This is a genomic window from Streptomyces sp. NBC_01808, assembly GCF_035917395.1.
Taxonomy (GTDB): domain Bacteria; phylum Actinomycetota; class Actinomycetes; order Streptomycetales; family Streptomycetaceae; genus Streptomyces.
Genome location: NZ_CP109072.1, coordinates 1,440,641 through 1,455,280, shown reverse-complemented (window position 1 = coordinate 1,455,280; position 14,640 = coordinate 1,440,641). Strand labels below are relative to the sequence as shown.

Below are 14,640 nucleotides of genomic sequence, written 5' to 3'. Positions count from 1 at the left end.
TCCGTCGGCAGAGCGGACGAGCCGGTAAGGACCGGGTGCCATGGGCACCCGGTCCTTACCTGTGTGCCGGCGGACCGGCCCCCGTCGCCGGCCGGCGGCGTCTTGTGTAGAGCCAGGCCGCCGCCGTCACCGCCAGCGGCCACAGCAGGTACGGCCCCGAGGCCACCAGCAGCGCCGCGACCGCGACCAGCGCCGGCACCGCCGCCTTCCGCCCTCCGCTGCCGCGCGGCAGCAGCCGGAACGCGGCGGCCACGCCCACCGCGTACACCGTGGTGAACGAGCCCGTGGTCAGCAGCACCAGCGGCTTCGTGCCGGTGTCCGTCAGCGTCACCGCGGCCAGCGCCGCGAACGCCAGCGCCGAGATCACCGCCAGGCTGCGCCGCGGCACCTCCCCGGCCTCGCTGCCCCGCGCCAGCTTCGCCGGCAGCGCGCCGTCGCGGCCGAGGGCGGCGCCGAGCTTGGCGGCGCCCGCGTAGTAGACGTTCATGACGCCGAGGGTGAGGAGCAGCGCGGCGCCCGCGGCCAGATGGCGGGCGGGACCGCCGAGGCCGCGGACCATGAGGTCGCCGAGCGGCGCGTCCGAGTCCGCCGCGGCCGGGCCGAGCACCGCGACGACGGCGAAGGCGACGGACAGGTACAGCACGCCGACCAGCGCGACGGCCGCGCCCGTCGCACGCGGCAGGTCGCGGGCCGGCCGGCGGAACTCGCCCGCCAGGTGCGTGATCGCCTCCCAGCCCGCGAAGCTCCACACCAGCAGCGCCGCGGCCGGCGCGACGGCGGTCCAGCCGTGCGGCGCGAAGGGCCGCAGATGGTCCGCACGGGCATGGGGGAGCGACAGCAGCACCGCGGTCAGCAGCAGGACGACGAGCAGCACCGCGAGCGCCAGTTGCAGCCGGCCGGTCACCTTCAGCCCCGCGGCGTTGGCGGCCGTGACGGCGGCCATCAGCCCGGCCGCGGTCGCGATGGTGGTCGCCGTGCCGCCGCCCACGGCGGCGGAGACGTACGCGCCGCCGAAGAGCGCGGCGGCCGCGGCGCCGGGCGGTATCGCGAGGAAGAAGCACCAGCCGACGACCGTCGCGGCGCGCTCGCCGAAGGCGAGCCTGGCGTACGTCGAGACACCGCCGGAGTCCGGGTGGCGGGCGCCGAGGGCGGCGAAGGTGGCGGCCAGCGGCACGGAGACCAGGACGAGCGCGGCCCACGCGACGAGGGAGGCGGGGCCCGCGGTGTCGGCGGCGAGCGCGGGCAGGGTGATGACGCCGGTGCCGAGGACGGCGCCGACGTACATCGCGGTGCCCTGCACCGCGGTGAGGCCGCCGGGGGAGTGCGCACGGCCCTGAGACGCGGGATGCGGGCCGCGGCCCGCCGGGCGTCCCGGGGTACGCCCCGGGCGTACCGGCGCAGCGGCATGCGGCGGCTCGGCGCCGGCCGCGGGGGCGGCGCCGCTGGTCGTGTCGGCCATGACCGGAGCCTCGCCCGTCCGCACCCCGCGCGGCCATGGGCAGAAATGCCTCCCTGCGCTAAATTCCTGCCATGCCTACACCGCCGCCCAAGCCTCCGGTTCCCCGCCACGTCGTCGGGGTCGCCATCACGGACGGCGTACCCGCCTACGAACTCGCCGTCCCCTGCGAGGTCTTCGGCCTCGACCGGAGCGACCTCGTCGACCCCTGGTACGAGCTGCGCCTGTGCGCCGCCCAGCCCGGGCCGCTGACCACCGCCCCCGGGCTGCTCCTGCAGAGCCCGTACGGTCTCGCCGACCTGGCGGAGGCCGACACCGTGCTCATCCCCGGGCTGACCCGCAGCCTCCAGCTCGACCCGCCGCCCGGCCTCGTCGCCGCGGTGCGGAAGGCGTACGAGGCGGGAAAGCGGATCGTCACGCTGTGCGCGGGCGCGTACGTACCGGCGGCGGCCGGCGTGCTGGACGGGCGTCGCGCGACGACGCACTGGATGAACGCCGCCGACTTCACCCACCGCTTCCCCGCCGTCCGCGTCGAAGCCGACGCCCTGTACTGCGAGGACGGCCCCGTCTTCACCTCCGCCGGCACCGGCGCCGCCGTCGACCTCTGCCTCCACCTCGTCCGCCGCGACCACGGCGCCGCCGTCGCCAACGAGGTCGCCCGGCGCATGGTCGTACCCCCGCACCGCGAGGGCGGCCAGGCCCAGTACGCCAAGCTGCCGCCGGCCCCGGCCCGCCCCGCGGCGCCCGACCACGGGCTGGCACCCGTACTCGACTGGGCCCGCGCCCGGCTCCACGAACCGCTGACCGTGGCCGCGCTCGCCCGCACCGCGCACCTCGCCGAGCGGACCTTCGCCCGCCGGTTCCGCGACACCCTCGGCGTCACGCCGCTGCAGTGGCTGCTGCAGGAACGGGTCCGGCTGGCCCAGGAGCTGCTGGAGACCACGGACGTGCCGGTGGAGGCGGTGGCGCGGCGCGCGGGGCTGGGGAGCGCGGCGAACCTGCGGCACCAGTTCGCCCGGCAGACGGGGGTGTCGCCGCGGACGTACCGGCACGTGTTCCGCGACCGGGCGCGGTGACGGGAGCGCGGGGCCCGGGAGCGCGGTGACCGGGACGGCCCGGCCCGCGGCCCGTCAGTGGGCCCCGGTCACCGCCAGGTGCGTGCGGCTGTGGCGGGGCGACTCCGCCTCGTCCAGCAGGGCGACCGCGAAGTCCGGGTACGAGATGCGTGCCCCGGCGTCGCCGTGGGGGTGGACGCGGTAGCCGCCCTCCGTGCGGCCGGCGTCGTGGTCGAAGTCGCCGGCGGGACTGACGTAGAGCCAGTCCAACTCGGGCGGCGCCGTACGGAGGATGTCCAGGCCCGCCGCGTGCGCCTCGCAGAAGGGGCGGAACTCCGCCGGGGACGCTGGATCGTCGAGCATCCGGCGGCCCGTCGCGTCCGGCAGCAGCGCCGCGAGGCCGACCAGCACCAGCCTCGGCACCTCCGCCCGGCCGAGACCGGCCACCAGCGCCTTCGCCGAGGCGCGGAAGAAGGCGTCCGGGTCCGTGCCCTCCCCGTACACCGCCGCCGCGGCGATCGCCGCGGTGCAGCCGGCCGCCGTGGCGGCCACCGCCTCCACGTCCGCCGCGTCGCCGGCCACCAGCCGTATGCCCTCGCCCGCGACGCCCGCGTGCTTCGCCGGGTCCCGCACCACGGCCACCACCTCGTGCCCGCGCCGCCGCGCCTCCGCCACCGCCCGGCGGCCGGCCCTGCCGCCCGCCCCGTACACCACGATCCTGCCCATCGGCTGCCTCCCACTGCTCGGCCGTCGTCGTCCGCCGCACGCTAACCGGGCCCCCGGTTTCCTCCGGGATACCGGGAGCGCCGCCTACGCTGGCGGGATGAGCGAGCCGTTGCGCCCCGACATGTTCGACGAGCTGTGCCCGTCGTCGGTGCTGCCGTTCCGCTTCGGCGACAAGTGGGGCGGCCTGGTCCTCGCGTGCCTGGAGGACGGGCCGCGCCGCTTCTCGGAACTCCGCGTGCCGCTGCGGCGGGTGACGCCCAAGATGATGACGCGGTCGCTGCGGTCGCTGGAGCGCGACGGGCTGGTGGCGCGGACGGTGTACGAGGGGCCGCCGCAGCGGGTGGAGTACGCGCTGACGCCGCTGGGGCGGAGCATGCTGGAGCCGCTGCGGGCGGCGTGCGCGTGGGCGGCGGAGCACTGGGACGAACTGCTGGACGCCAGGGAGGCGTACGAGCGGCGGGAGGAGACCGCGGGGGCTTCGGGGGCCGCCGGGGCTTGAGCATCGGGGCGGTCCCGTACGTCCTCGGCATACGCCCCTAGTACTACAGGGCTAGATTTTGATCATCTGGAGTGGCAATCGCCTCCGAAAATGATGGCGACGAGCTTCGGCCTGATGCTCACGACGCCAGATCGACCAGCGAAGCCCGAGGTCAACCAGGGTGCGAGCGGAACCGATCAAGTTGAACAACCGTCGAACCTCGGCGATGGTCAAGGCTGCGAGTCGGCGTGCGTGCACTCGTGGCCTCCTGGGCTCGTCCGGTCTTGCGGAGCCCTTTTTTCGCGACCCGCGCCATCGCCGCCAAGAATGCCAACGCCAGCATGGACATGGTGATGTGGCGATACCAGGCGTCGTACTTGCGCACCTGGTAGTTGTCCAGCCCGGCCTGCTGTTTCGCGGCCTCAAAGCACTCCTCGACCGGCCAGCGCAGTCCGATGACCGCGACCAATTCCGACAGCGATTCCTGGCGCGGGTTGTGGCAGTGGAAGTAGGAGATCTCTCCGTTGTCGATGTTGCGCCGGATCACATACAGGTGTCTCTCGCGCCCGGCGATCACGGCCCAGTCGTAGGTCCGAAACCCCTTCGCGCCGATACCGCAGGCGCGGCGCGTGAAGTCCCCCGGCCGCAAGCCGGCCGCCAGGACGTCCAAGCGGGTCGGGCAATCAGGGTTGGTGGTGACGCCCCCGGTGTTGATGTCGGTGGACTTCGGAACGGCCATGCAGTACGCGGTGCCGCCTTCTTCCAGGAATCTGCGCAGCCCGCGGTTCTGACCGAACTCCTCGTCCGCCGTGAACCACGAGAACGGCACCCCAGCCGCCACCGCGCGCTCGATCATGGCCTGGACCTGCTGCGGACGGGTACGGAAGACCACCTCGTCATCGATTCCCGCCTCGCGGCGGCGCTCGAAGTCAGCGCACCAGGACTCCTGCGGCAAATACAGCTCCCGATCGATCAGGACGCGGTCGCCGCTGCGGTTTGCGTAGGCCAGGAATGTCCCGATCTGGCAGTTATCGATACGCCCGAGGGAGCCGGAGTACTGGCGCTGGACCCCGGCCGACTTCCTCCCTTTCTTGGCGAATCCGGTGGGATCGGCGATGAGCACGCCCCGGGGGTCCGCGAAATGTTCCATGGCGTAGTCGCGGGTCAGGTCCCGCAGCAGGTCCGCGCTCCAGGGGGTGAGATTCAAGAACCGCTGGAGCGCCTTGGGTTCCTTGGCGCCAGCGAACTCGGCAATGGTCCAGCCGTTCTTCCGCTGGAGCGGCGAAAGGAGCCCACGCAGGTACTGGTGGGCGTGCTCGCGGGATTCAGGGCGGTAGAACAGCGGACTGATCCGCTCGCGCAGCGCAGTGAACTCGCGCTTCCACACGGCTAATTCAGCACGGGTTACCGCGCCTTGCGGGAGATCTTGATCACGGGCTTGCGTCGCTGCCATGGACGAAGTCTCTCCCAACCCCATGATCAAGATCTAGCCCTGTAGTACTAGCCGCTGTGCCCCGCCTGCTGCCCGCCCAGCGGGAAGCGCAGCCACTCCCGCCACCGCCGCCCGTCGTACGCCACCAGGTCCACCGCCCGTACCCGCGCCGCGGCCGGCAGCCGGGGCGCGAGGTCCGCCTCGATCGCCGCGTGCACCGCGTCGCCGCCGCTGTTGGCGACGGTCAGGTGCGGGTCGAGGTCGCCGAAGAGGCCGCCGTACGGCGGATGGTCCGGCCACTCCTCGACGACCGCCTTCGTCAGCGCCCGCAGCGGGTCGTCCGGCTCGGGGACGAGGTACAGCACCCCGGGGAAGCGGGCGCAGCGCGTGAACGTCACCGGGAACGGCTCGTGGGCGGCGAACAGCCGCCGCAGCGCGGTGCGTACGGGCGCGTCGACGCGGTCGCGGCGGAGGAACGGGTAGAGGACGGTGACGTGGGCGGTGCCGCCGTGGGCGGCGGCGGTGTCGTAGCGGGCGCGCCAGTTCCGTACGACGGGATCCACCTCGGGCAGCGACACGCTGAGCGCGGTCGTGCCGGGTGCGGTGGGCCAGCCCTCGGCTTCGGCGTCCCCTTCGGATTCGGTGCGCGCGCGTGGCATGGGGGGATCGTACGGCCGTGGCGCCCGGGGCTCCCGGGGCGGTTCCGGTGCCGGGGCGGCGCGTGGAAAACGTCTGCCCGGCGTCTTCGCGCACGGCGTACCGTACCGATCATGACTACGGACCACGAGCTGCACCGGCGGCGCGCCTCCTCCTTCGGCGGCCAGGCCGCGGCCTACGCCGAGTTCCGCCCCGACTACCCCGCGGCCGCGGTCCGTTGGGCCCTGGCACCGGTCGCGGACCGCGAAGGACTGCACGTCCTCGACCTCGCGGCCGGCACCGGCAAGCTGACCGCCGCGCTGGTCGCGGAGGGCGTGCCGACCACGGCCGTCGAGCCGGACGCGGCGATGCGGGCGGAGTTGCAGCGCGCGCTGCCGGACGTGCCGGCGCACGAGGGGACGGCGGAACGGATCCCGCTGCCGGCCGCCTCGGTGGACGCGGTGCTGGTGGGGCAGGCGTTCCACTGGTTCGACCCGGAGCGGGCGCTGCCGGAGATCGCCCGGGTGCTGCGGCCGGGCGGTGTGGTCGCCGGGCTGTGGAACGGGGGCGACCGCGAGGTGGACTGGATCATCGGCCTCGACGAGGTCACGCGCGGCGAGGCGTGCTTCGCCGACCTGGCGGACGAGGTGGAGGTGCCGGCCCACGAGCGGTACGAGCCGGTGCAGCGGCAGCGCTTCCCCAACCGGCTGCGGTACACGCGCGATTCGCTGACCGCGATGGTCGCCACCCACTCGCGGCTGCTGCTGCTCCCGGAGGACGAGCGGGCGCAGTTGCTCGCGCGGGTACGGGGCTACCTGGCGGCGCGGCCTGAAACGCAGCGCGCGGAGTTCGAGGTGCCGCTGGTCACGCTGGTCGACCGGGCGGTGCTGCGGGGCTGAGCGGGGACGCCCGCGCGCTGCCCGTACCCGTCATACCTGAGAGCTACCCGCCAGGTGGGCTCTCCGGCGGGACGCCGACGAGGCCCGCTGGTTCATAGCTTTCTCACCGGATCACACCCCGGTGAGAGGACCCGCTATGGCACGGCCCCGACCTTGCGAACCGGACGTGCGCGGTGCGGGGTTGAGACGGCGGTCAGTAGTCCGCGGGGGTCGGCCGCGGGGCGCGGGTGACCGCGGCGCGGGGCGGCCGGAGGGCCGGCCGCGGGCCGGGGGCCGCCCCGGCGCCCGGCTCTTCGGCTCCCGGTCTCGCGGACGCGGTGCTTCCGACGCTGGGTCCCCGCGCACCGCGGGTCGCCCCCGCGGCGCGCGGTTGCGGCGGGCGCTGCTGGCCGCGGTGGTCGCCGCCTCCGTGGCGTTGCCCGTGGCCGCCGCGGCGCGGCCCGCCGCCGTGCCGGCGCCGGTGCCGGACGTGCCGTTCGACGTGGGCGCCGCCACTCCCGCCGCCCTCGCGCAGCGGTATGCCGCCAACCGCGACGGCATCCGCGCCGCCGCGCGGATGGCCGCCGCCCACGGCGACCGGCGGCGCGCCGGCTCGCTGCGCGCCATGGCGGCGCCCGGGCGGCGGTTCGTCTCGTTCGACGGCCGCGACGGCGGGCGCAGCGCCGAGGTGTTCGGCGACCTGGCGCACGCCGGGCGGATCGCCGTCCTCGTCCCGGGTTCCGACACCGGCCTCGACGCGTACGGGCGCTTCCGCGCCGGCGCCGAGGCACTGCGCGGCGAACTGCGCGCGGACGCGACAGGCGACGGGCCGGGCGCCGTCGTCGCCTGGCTCGGCTACGCGACGCCGAGCACGGTCAGCCCCGAGTCGCTGACCGCCGACCGCGCCGAGGCCGCCGCACCCCGGCTCCGCGACTTCGTCCGCTCGCTGACCGCCGCCCGCCCGGGCGCCCGGATCTCGCTGCTCTGCCACTCGTACGGCTCGGTGGTCTGCGGCCGCGCGGCCGCCGGGCTGCGGCTCGCGGACATCGTGCTGTACGCCAGCCCGGGGGTCGGCGCGGACACCGCCGCCGACCTGCGCACGCCCGCCACGGTGTGGGCGGGCCGGGGCGCGGACGACTGGGTGGGCGAGGTGCCGCACGTACGGATCCCGCTGCTCGTGACGACCCTCGGCTTCGGCCGGGACCCGGTCTCTCCCGCCTTCGGCGCCTGCTCCTTCCCCGCGGGCGCGGGCGGCCACAGCGACTATCTGACTCCCGGCTCCGTACCGCTGCGGAGCATGGCCGGGATCGTGAAGGGGGAGGCAGCCTGCGCACGTCCGGGCGCGGCGCGCCCGCAGAGGCCACGCTCGCCCTTCCCGTACGCCCAAGCCCCCGCTCTCCAGACCCACGGCCGCGCCCATGCGTGACGTCCTCCTCCGTATCGACGCCGCCACCCCCGCCACCCGCGACCGCGGGATCGACGCCCTCCGGGCCCTCGCCATCCTCGGCGTCGTGCTCGGGCACTGGCTGGTCACCGCCCTCGTCGTCGACAGCGGCACCCTGCGCGCCGCCAGCCCGCTGCACTACATGCCCGCACTGGCACCCGTCTCCTGGGCCCTGCAGACCCTCGCCGTCTTCTTCTTCGTCGGCGGCTACGTGGCCGCCCGCGGCCACGCCTCCGCCCGCGCCGCCCGTACCCCCCACGCCCGCTGGCTCCGCGCGCGGCTCGACCGGCTCTTCCGGCCCGTCGCCGCCGTGCTCGCGGTGTGGGCGGCGGTCCTCGGCGTGCTGCTGGCGTCGGGCGCCGGGTACGTGACCGTACGGGCCCTCGGCAAGCTGGCGCTGTCGCCGCTGTGGTTCCTGCTGGTGTTCGCCGTGCTGACCGCCGCGACCCCGCTGGCCGCCCGGCTGCACCCGCTCTGGCCGCTGGCCGTGACCGGCTGCGTCGACCTGTGGCGGCTGCGGTTCGACGGGCCCGCCGCGCTGGGGTGGGTGAACGTCGCCGCGGGGTGGCTCGTCCCGTACGCCCTGGGCGCGCGCGGCGCCCGCCGCGGCCTGCCGGGGCGGCGGACGGCGTGCGTCCTGCTCGGCGGCGGCGGCGCCGCGGCGACGGCGGGGCTGGTGCTGGCCGCCGGCTACCCCGCCGCCATGGTCGGCGTGCCCGGTGCCGCGGTCTCCAACCTCGATCCGCCGACCCTCGCCGCCGTGACCTTCGGCCTCGCCCAGTGCGGCGCCGCGCTGCTGCTGCTCGGGCCGCTGCGCCGGGCGCTGCGGCGGCCGGCCGCGTGGGCGGCGGTGGCGCTGCTCAATCTGTCGGCGATGACGGTCTTCCTCTGGCACCAGACGGCGATGATGGCGGTCTCGGCTCTCGGCCTGCTGGCGGGCGGGGCGCTGCCGGGGCTGCACACGCTGCCGGACGGGGGCGGCTGGGTGGCTGCCCGGCTGCTGTGGCTGCCGCTGTTCGCGGCGGTGCTGCTGGTGTGCCGGGCCGCTTTCCAAACGTACGAGAGGGGCCGGACCCGGCAGGCGAGGTACCTAGGGTGGGGCGAGTGAAGGAGGGGACGATGGCACAGCGAGCTGCCGCGTGGCTTCGCACGGCCCTGCGGGTGCTGCGCGCGGACCTGTGGACGACGGCCGTCAGCCCGCCGCCTAGTACGGCACCGGCTGTCACCGCCGAGCGCTCCCGGCTGCGCGAGTGGCTGCCGGCGCTGGTCGTGCCGGTCGTGCTGGGGCTGGCGGCGCTGCAGATCGCCGCCACCAACCAGTACGCCTTCGGCTACGGCATGGGCATGCGCATCGCCGCCCTGCTCACCGCGCTGCAGACGGCGGCGTTTCTGATCGCGCTGGTCCGGCCGGTGCTCGCGTGGTGGATCATGACGGTGGCCATGGTGGTGGTCGCGCGGTACGCGATCGTCTCCTCCGGCTCGGATTCGGGCGCGATGTTCCCGTGGACCGGCACCGGGCTCGTGCTCCAGGCCACGGTGCTGTTCGCGGTGGCGCTGCGGTGCCGGCCGCGGGTCGCGGTCGAGACGCTGGTGATCAGCGTGCTGGTCGGCCTCGGCTACGGCTTCCTCGGCGATACGGAGGGCGTGCCGTTCGCCGTCCTGGTCCTCACCCTCCCCGTCGGTGCCGGCGTCGCGCTGCGCGGGCGCCGGGTGGCCCGTACCGAACTGGCGGCGCAGGAGGAGCTGACCGCGGAGGAGCGCGCCCGGCGCGTGCTGCTCCAGGAGCGCACCAGGATCGCGCGCGAACTGCACGACGTGGTCGCACACCACATGTCGGTGATCTCCATCCAGGCGCAGGTCGCGCCGCACCTCGTGCGGGACCCGCCGGCGGAGCTGAAGGAGAACCTGGCGGGGATCCGCGCGAGCGCCGTCGAGGCGCTGACCGAACTGCGCCGGGTGCTGGGCGTGCTCCGCGCCGACGACCCGTCGCCGGGCGCGGCCGCCCTGCACCCCCACGACGTGCGCCACGCCCCGCAGCCCACCCTCGACCGCCTCGGCGAACTCGCCGCCGCCGTACGCCGCGCGGGGGTCGACGCCGACACCCGGACCACCGGCGGGCCGTACGCGCTGCCGCCGGGCATCGAGCTGTCCGCGTACCGCATCGTGCAGGAAGCGCTCAGCAACGTGGCCCGGCACGCGCCCGGGGCCCGCGCCCTGGTCGAGATCGGCTACCACCCGGCGGGGCTCACGGTCCGCGTCACCAACACCGCGCCCGAGCGCGCCGCGCCGCCCTGGGCGGGGGCGGGGCACGGGCTGCTCGGGATGCGGGAGCGCGCCGCGATGCTGGGCGGCGAACTGGCCACCGGCACCACCCCCGACGGCGGCTACGAGGTCACCGCGATACTGCCGGTGGCCCGTGCCACCCCTGCCGTACCCGCCACACCTGAGGACGCCCCGTGACGAACATCCGCGTGCTGATCGCCGACGACCAGGTCATGGTGCGCCAGGGCTTCACCGTGCTGCTCGACGCCGAGCCCGGCATCGAGGTCGTCGGCCAGGCGGTGGACGGCGCCGACGCCGTCGCGAAGACCGCAGAACTGCGCCCGGACGTCGTGCTGATGGACATCCGGATGCCCGGTCTCGGCGGCATCGAGGCCACCCGCCGCCTCACGGAGCCGCCGTCCGCCGCCGTCCGGGTGCTGATCCTGACGACCTTCGACCTCGACGAGTACGTGTACGAGGCGCTGCGCGCGGGCGCGTCCGGCTTCCTCCTGAAGGACGCCTCGGCCGCGGAACTGGCCCACGCCGTACGGGTCGTCGCCACCGGCGACGCCCTGCTCGCCCCCGCGGTGACGCGCCGCCTCATCACCGAGTTCGCCCGCCTGACCCGCACCCCGCGCACCCCGCTCAAGGACCGCGTCGGCGGCCTGACGGATCGCGAGACGGAGGTCCTGAGCCTGATCGCGCAGGGGCTGTCGAACGCGGAGATCGCCGAGCGGCTGGTGGTGGCGGAGCAGACGGTGAAGACCCACGTGGGCCGCATCCTCACCAAACTGTCCCTGCGCGACCGCACCCAGGCGGCGGTCTTCGCCTACGAAACGGGCCTCATCCGCCCCACGGGCCGCTAGGACCGTACCCCGGCGAAAATCCGAGGAGAAGGGCGCCGTCTCGCTGCGATACTGCCCCGGTGATCAACCTGCCTGCCGCCGTGCTGGATTCGCTGCACGGGCTCGCCTTCGGTGACGCCTTCGGCGACCGCTGGTTCGGCATCCTGCGCCGGGAAGGACCGGCGGCCCTGGAGGCGCGGACGCCGCCCCCGGAAGAGGTGTGGCGGTGGAGCGACGACACCGCCCAGGCGCTCGTTCTCGTACGGGAACTCGCCGAGGGCGGCGGTACCGTCGACCAGGACCGCCTCGCCCTGCGCCTGGCGGCCGCGTACGCCGACGACACGCACCGCGGCTACGGGGCCTCGATGCACGACGTGCTCCGCCGGATCGGCGCGGGCGAGCCCTGGCGGGAGGTGGTCGCCGGACAGTTCGGCGGCCTGGGTTCCTGGGGCAACGGCGCGGCCATGCGCGCCGCCCCGCTCGGCGCCTGGCACGCCGCCGACCTCGACGCGGTCGCCGAGCAGGCCGCCCGCCAGGGCGCCGTCTCGCACCACCACCCGGAGGCGGTCGCGGGGGCGGTGGCGGTCGCCCTCGCCGCGGCGCTGTCGACCCGCAGCCGGGGCGGGCACGCCCCGGCCCGGCCGGACTTCCTCCGGGCGGTCGCGGAACGGCTCCCGGAAAGCGACGTGCGATCGGGAGTGCGGATCGCGGCCCGGATGCCGGAGAGCACCTCGGTCCGGCATGCCGCGGAGGTCCTGGGCTCCGGCTACCGGATGTCCGGGCCGGACACCGTCCCCTACGCCCTGTGGTGCGCGGCGGGGCACCTCGACGACCTGCACGAGGGCCTGTGGTTCACGGTCGCCGGGCGCGGCGACATCGACACCACCTGCGCCATGGCGGGCGGCGTGATCGCTGCCCGTACGGGCGTCGCCGCCCTCCCCTCCGCCTGGCACGCGGCCCGCGAACCGCTGCCCCCGGTCGTGCCGGAGTAGCACCGGTTACGGGGCCCGCCGGCGCCCCCGTCGGGCGCCGGCGGGCCGGAGGCGGTGTCAGCCGTGGGTGGCGGTGAAGTGGGTGGTCGTTTCGGCGGTCGGGGTGGTGATGTGGACGGTGCCCCGGTAGGTGCCGCGGCGGGCGTAACGGTGGTCGGCCTCGATGCGGTAGACGCCGTTGATCTGGCGGTCGCCCGGGGCGTCGCCCGTGACCGTGGCCGGGCCCGTGGTGCCGTCGCCCCACTCGACCGTCGCCGTGATCCCGGCCGGCGCCACCCCGGGCAGCGCCAGCCGCGCCACCGCGCCGCTCACGGTGCCGTCTTGGTCGGTGCGCAGGTCGGCGCCGACGGCCGCGGGCTCCCAGCGCACTCCCGGGTCCGCCCAGAAGTTCCGGCCGGCGAACAGCCAGCGCGCGCCCTGCACTCCGGTCCTGGCCACCACGCCCTCGGCGTCCTCGGTGGCCTCGGCGGGGGACCAGGCTTTCTCCAGGATCGCCGGGAGCCTGGGGAACACCTGGTACTGCACGTCGGGCAGGCCGCGCAGCATCCGCTCGCCCCAGATCGGTGCCTCGATGCCGATGATGTCGTCGTTGTTGAGCCCGTAGTCGCGCTGCACCTTGGCGCCCGTCCAGCCGTCGGTGAGGTCGGACGGGTTCCACGAGTACGCGCGCCGGGTGTCGTACGTGGGGTAGGGGTAATCCAGGTACGTCTGCTGGGTCGGGGAGAGCAGCACCGGGCGGCGCGGGTTGAACCACTCCCGTGACATCTCCCGGCTCTGGTCCTGCCAGTAGTGGTGGACCGTCCCGGTGTCCAGGCCGACCCCGCAGCTCGGCGACCAGCCGATCATGGTCTTCCCGTGGCCGCGGGCGATGCCCTCGGCCCGGCGCAGGAACCGTACGTACTGGTCGTGCGGCATGTCCGACTCGTCGGCGCCCAGGTGGACGTACGCGGAGGGGAAGAGCGCGGCGACCTCGCGGAGCACGTCGTCGACGAACGCGTAGGTGGTCTCCCGGTCCGCCAGATAGCCGCCGGCGCCGCTCAGTTGCGGGTACGCGGTCCTGGCCGCCGTCGTGTGCGAGGGCATCTCGATCTCGGGGATGATCTGCACGTGCCGGTCCGCGGCGTACCGTACGACGTCCCGGATCTGGTCCTTGGTGTAGAAGCCGGTCCGCCCGCCGGGCATGGACATCCCGCCGCCGACCTCGGTGAGCCGGGGCCAGGAGTCGATCTCGACCCGCCAGCCCTGGTCGTCGGTCAGGTGCCAGTGCAGCACGTTCCCCTTGGACTGGACGAGCCCGTCGATGAGTTCCTTGACCTCGCGGACCTCCAGGAAGTTGCGGGCCGGGTCGATCATCAGGCCGCGGTGGCCGAACCGGGGGTGGTCGCGGATCTCGGTCGCCTCGACGGTCCACGGGCCGGGCACCGCCGTGTCGCTCTCGATCCACGGGGGCAGCAGTTGCCGGAGCGTCTGCACGCCGTTGAGCAGGCCGTGCGGGGTCGCCGCCGCGATCCGCACCCCGCGCTCGCCGGCGGCCAGGGTGTAGCCCTCGGCGACGGCCAGCCGCGCCCGGGACGGGGCGTGGGAGCGGCCGAGCAGCAGCGTGATGTCGCCGTCCCGGCCCGGGCCGCCGACCACGGGCAGCGGGTAGCCGGTCGCCGGGCGCAGGTATCCGGCGAGGAGCCCGGCCACGGCACGGGCTTTCCAGTCGGTGGCGACGATCCGGCTGCCTCCGCCCAGCACGAAGGGGCGGGCGTCCGGTCGCGAGGTCTGCGCGACCGGGACCGGGATCACCCGGCCCGCGGGGAGGCCGACGCCGGGGCGCGGGCCGTTCCAGACCTCCATGGCGAAGATCGAATAGCCCCAGCCGGTGGCCACGGCGACGCCCTGCATGCGCACGTAGCGGACGGCGGTGGTGAGGCCGAGTTCGAGGACTTCCCGGCCGCCCGGGGCGTCGGGGACGTCGCGGGCGGTACGCCAGGTCTCGCCGTCGTCGGAGACGTGGATCTGGTAGTGCGCGGCGCGCGCGGTCTCCCAGTGGATCACCACGTGGTGCACCGGGCTCGGCTCGGCGAGTTCGATCTGCACCCATTCGCGGCTGGGGTCGGGATAGCCGTTCTCGGGCGAGTTGGAGCCCCACCGGGTGCTCAGGTCGCCGTCGTTGACGTGCGCGGCGGCGAACCTCGCCGGGTCGAGGTCGTAGACGCTGGACGCGGTCGCGGTGCCGTCCCTGGCGACGTCGCGCGCGGGGTCGGGCCAGGCGGCGTCGGCGTCAGCGGCGTCAGCGGCGGCAGCGGCGGCAGGGGCCGCGGGTGCCGGTGCGGACAGGGCCGGGGTGGCGGAGGCCGCGACGAGGGCGGCGGACCCGGCGGCGGCGAGGACGGTTCTGCGGCGGACGGTCTGCTCTTCGGACGGTGCGGACATCGTCTACTCCCGGAG

General features: G+C 75.2%; 13 protein-coding genes. 8 read left to right on the top strand and 5 right to left on the bottom strand.

The window, feature by feature from the left end:
* Positions 1-55 precede the first annotated feature (55 nt).
* The gene (locus OG946_RS06025; protein WP_326795111.1) at positions 56-1,459 is read right to left on the bottom strand and encodes an APC family permease; all 1,404 of its coding nucleotides are present in this window, start codon (positions 1,457-1,459) and stop codon (positions 56-58) included.
* A gap of 71 nt (positions 1,460-1,530) precedes the next feature.
* Between OG946_RS06025 and OG946_RS06020 the strand changes: the two genes are divergently transcribed.
* Positions 1,531-2,532: a GlxA family transcriptional regulator gene (locus OG946_RS06020; protein WP_326795110.1), complete on the top strand. Its 1,002-nt coding sequence runs from the start codon at positions 1,531-1,533 to the stop codon at positions 2,530-2,532.
* Between the two features lie 54 nt (positions 2,533-2,586).
* Here OG946_RS06020 and OG946_RS06015 read toward each other — a convergent pair whose 3' ends face one another.
* Positions 2,587-3,237: an NAD(P)-dependent oxidoreductase gene (locus OG946_RS06015; protein ID WP_326795109.1), complete on the bottom strand. Its 651-nt coding sequence runs from the start codon at positions 3,235-3,237 to the stop codon at positions 2,587-2,589.
* A 97-nt stretch (positions 3,238-3,334) separates the two neighbouring features.
* Here OG946_RS06015 and OG946_RS06010 point away from each other — a divergent pair, with 97 nt between their 5' ends.
* Positions 3,335-3,736, top strand: a complete 402-nt coding sequence (locus OG946_RS06010; RefSeq protein ID WP_326795108.1) for a winged helix-turn-helix transcriptional regulator — start codon at positions 3,335-3,337, stop codon at positions 3,734-3,736.
* A 151-nt stretch (positions 3,737-3,887) separates the two neighbouring features.
* Here the strand turns inward: OG946_RS06010 and OG946_RS06005 are convergent, their stop codons facing one another.
* Positions 3,888-5,168, bottom strand: a complete 1,281-nt coding sequence (locus OG946_RS06005; RefSeq protein WP_442814244.1) for an IS701 family transposase — start codon at positions 5,166-5,168, stop codon at positions 3,888-3,890.
* A 47-nt stretch (positions 5,169-5,215) separates the two neighbouring features.
* Positions 5,216-5,806, bottom strand: a complete 591-nt coding sequence (locus OG946_RS06000) for a 2'-5' RNA ligase family protein (protein ID WP_326795107.1) — start codon at positions 5,804-5,806, stop codon at positions 5,216-5,218.
* A gap of 111 nt (positions 5,807-5,917) precedes the next feature.
* On the opposite strand from OG946_RS06000, the gene OG946_RS05995 reads away from it, so the two are divergent.
* The 6 genes from OG946_RS05995 to OG946_RS05970 all read left to right on the top strand — a co-directional run bounded on the left by OG946_RS05995 (position 5,918) and on the right by OG946_RS05970 (position 12,204).
* A complete protein-coding gene (locus OG946_RS05995) occupies positions 5,918-6,682 on the top strand; it encodes a class I SAM-dependent methyltransferase (RefSeq protein WP_326795106.1) in 765 nt (254 codons plus the stop codon).
* A 382-nt stretch (positions 6,683-7,064) separates the two neighbouring features.
* The gene (locus OG946_RS05990; RefSeq protein ID WP_326800156.1) at positions 7,065-8,087 is read left to right on the top strand and encodes an alpha/beta hydrolase; all 1,023 of its coding nucleotides are present in this window, start codon (positions 7,065-7,067) and stop codon (positions 8,085-8,087) included.
* Positions 8,080-9,213: an acyltransferase family protein gene (locus tag OG946_RS05985; RefSeq protein ID WP_326795105.1), complete on the top strand. Its 1,134-nt coding sequence runs from the start codon at positions 8,080-8,082 to the stop codon at positions 9,211-9,213. The genes OG946_RS05990 and OG946_RS05985 overlap by 8 nt, the downstream gene beginning before the upstream one ends.
* Positions 9,214-9,224: 11 nt before the next feature.
* Positions 9,225-10,565 (top strand): sensor histidine kinase, encoded by a 1,341-nt coding sequence (locus OG946_RS05980; protein ID WP_326795104.1) that lies wholly within the window; start codon positions 9,225-9,227, stop codon positions 10,563-10,565.
* Positions 10,562-11,233, top strand: coding sequence for a response regulator transcription factor (locus tag OG946_RS05975; RefSeq protein ID WP_326795103.1), 672 nt, complete (start codon positions 10,562-10,564; stop codon positions 11,231-11,233). Before OG946_RS05980 ends, OG946_RS05975 begins: the two co-directional genes overlap by 4 nt.
* Positions 11,234-11,292: 59 nt before the next feature.
* Positions 11,293-12,204 (top strand): ADP-ribosylglycohydrolase family protein, encoded by a 912-nt coding sequence (locus OG946_RS05970; RefSeq protein WP_326795102.1) that lies wholly within the window; start codon positions 11,293-11,295, stop codon positions 12,202-12,204.
* Between the two features lie 57 nt (positions 12,205-12,261).
* Here the strand turns inward: OG946_RS05970 and OG946_RS05965 are convergent, their stop codons facing one another.
* Positions 12,262-14,625 carry a family 20 glycosylhydrolase gene (locus OG946_RS05965; protein ID WP_326795101.1) on the bottom strand — a complete coding sequence of 788 codons (2,364 nt, stop codon included), beginning with the start codon at positions 14,623-14,625 and terminating at the stop codon, positions 12,262-12,264.
* Between the last annotated feature and the right edge of the window lie 15 nt (positions 14,626-14,640).

Coding starts and splice junctions, on each gene's coding strand:
- OG946_RS06020 (WP_326795110.1), top strand. CDS start 1,531: ATGCCTACACCGCCGCCCAAGCCTCCGGTTCCCCGCCACGTCGTCGGG.
- OG946_RS06005 (WP_442814244.1), bottom strand. CDS start 5,168: ATGGCAGCGACGCAAGCCCGTGATCAAGATCTCCCGCAAGGCGCGGTA.
- OG946_RS05985 (WP_326795105.1), top strand. CDS start 8,080: ATGCGTGACGTCCTCCTCCGTATCGACGCCGCCACCCCCGCCACCCGC.
- OG946_RS06025 (WP_326795111.1), bottom strand. CDS start 1,459: ATGGCCGACACGACCAGCGGCGCCGCCCCCGCGGCCGGCGCCGAGCCG.
- OG946_RS06000 (WP_326795107.1), bottom strand. CDS start 5,806: ATGCCACGCGCGCGCACCGAATCCGAAGGGGACGCCGAAGCCGAGGGC.
- OG946_RS05965 (WP_326795101.1), bottom strand. CDS start 14,625: ATGTCCGCACCGTCCGAAGAGCAGACCGTCCGCCGCAGAACCGTCCTC.
- OG946_RS05995 (WP_326795106.1), top strand. CDS start 5,918: ATGACTACGGACCACGAGCTGCACCGGCGGCGCGCCTCCTCCTTCGGC.
- OG946_RS05980 (WP_326795104.1), top strand. CDS start 9,225: ATGGCACAGCGAGCTGCCGCGTGGCTTCGCACGGCCCTGCGGGTGCTG.
- OG946_RS06010 (WP_326795108.1), top strand. CDS start 3,335: ATGAGCGAGCCGTTGCGCCCCGACATGTTCGACGAGCTGTGCCCGTCG.
- OG946_RS06015 (WP_326795109.1), bottom strand. CDS start 3,237: ATGGGCAGGATCGTGGTGTACGGGGCGGGCGGCAGGGCCGGCCGCCGG.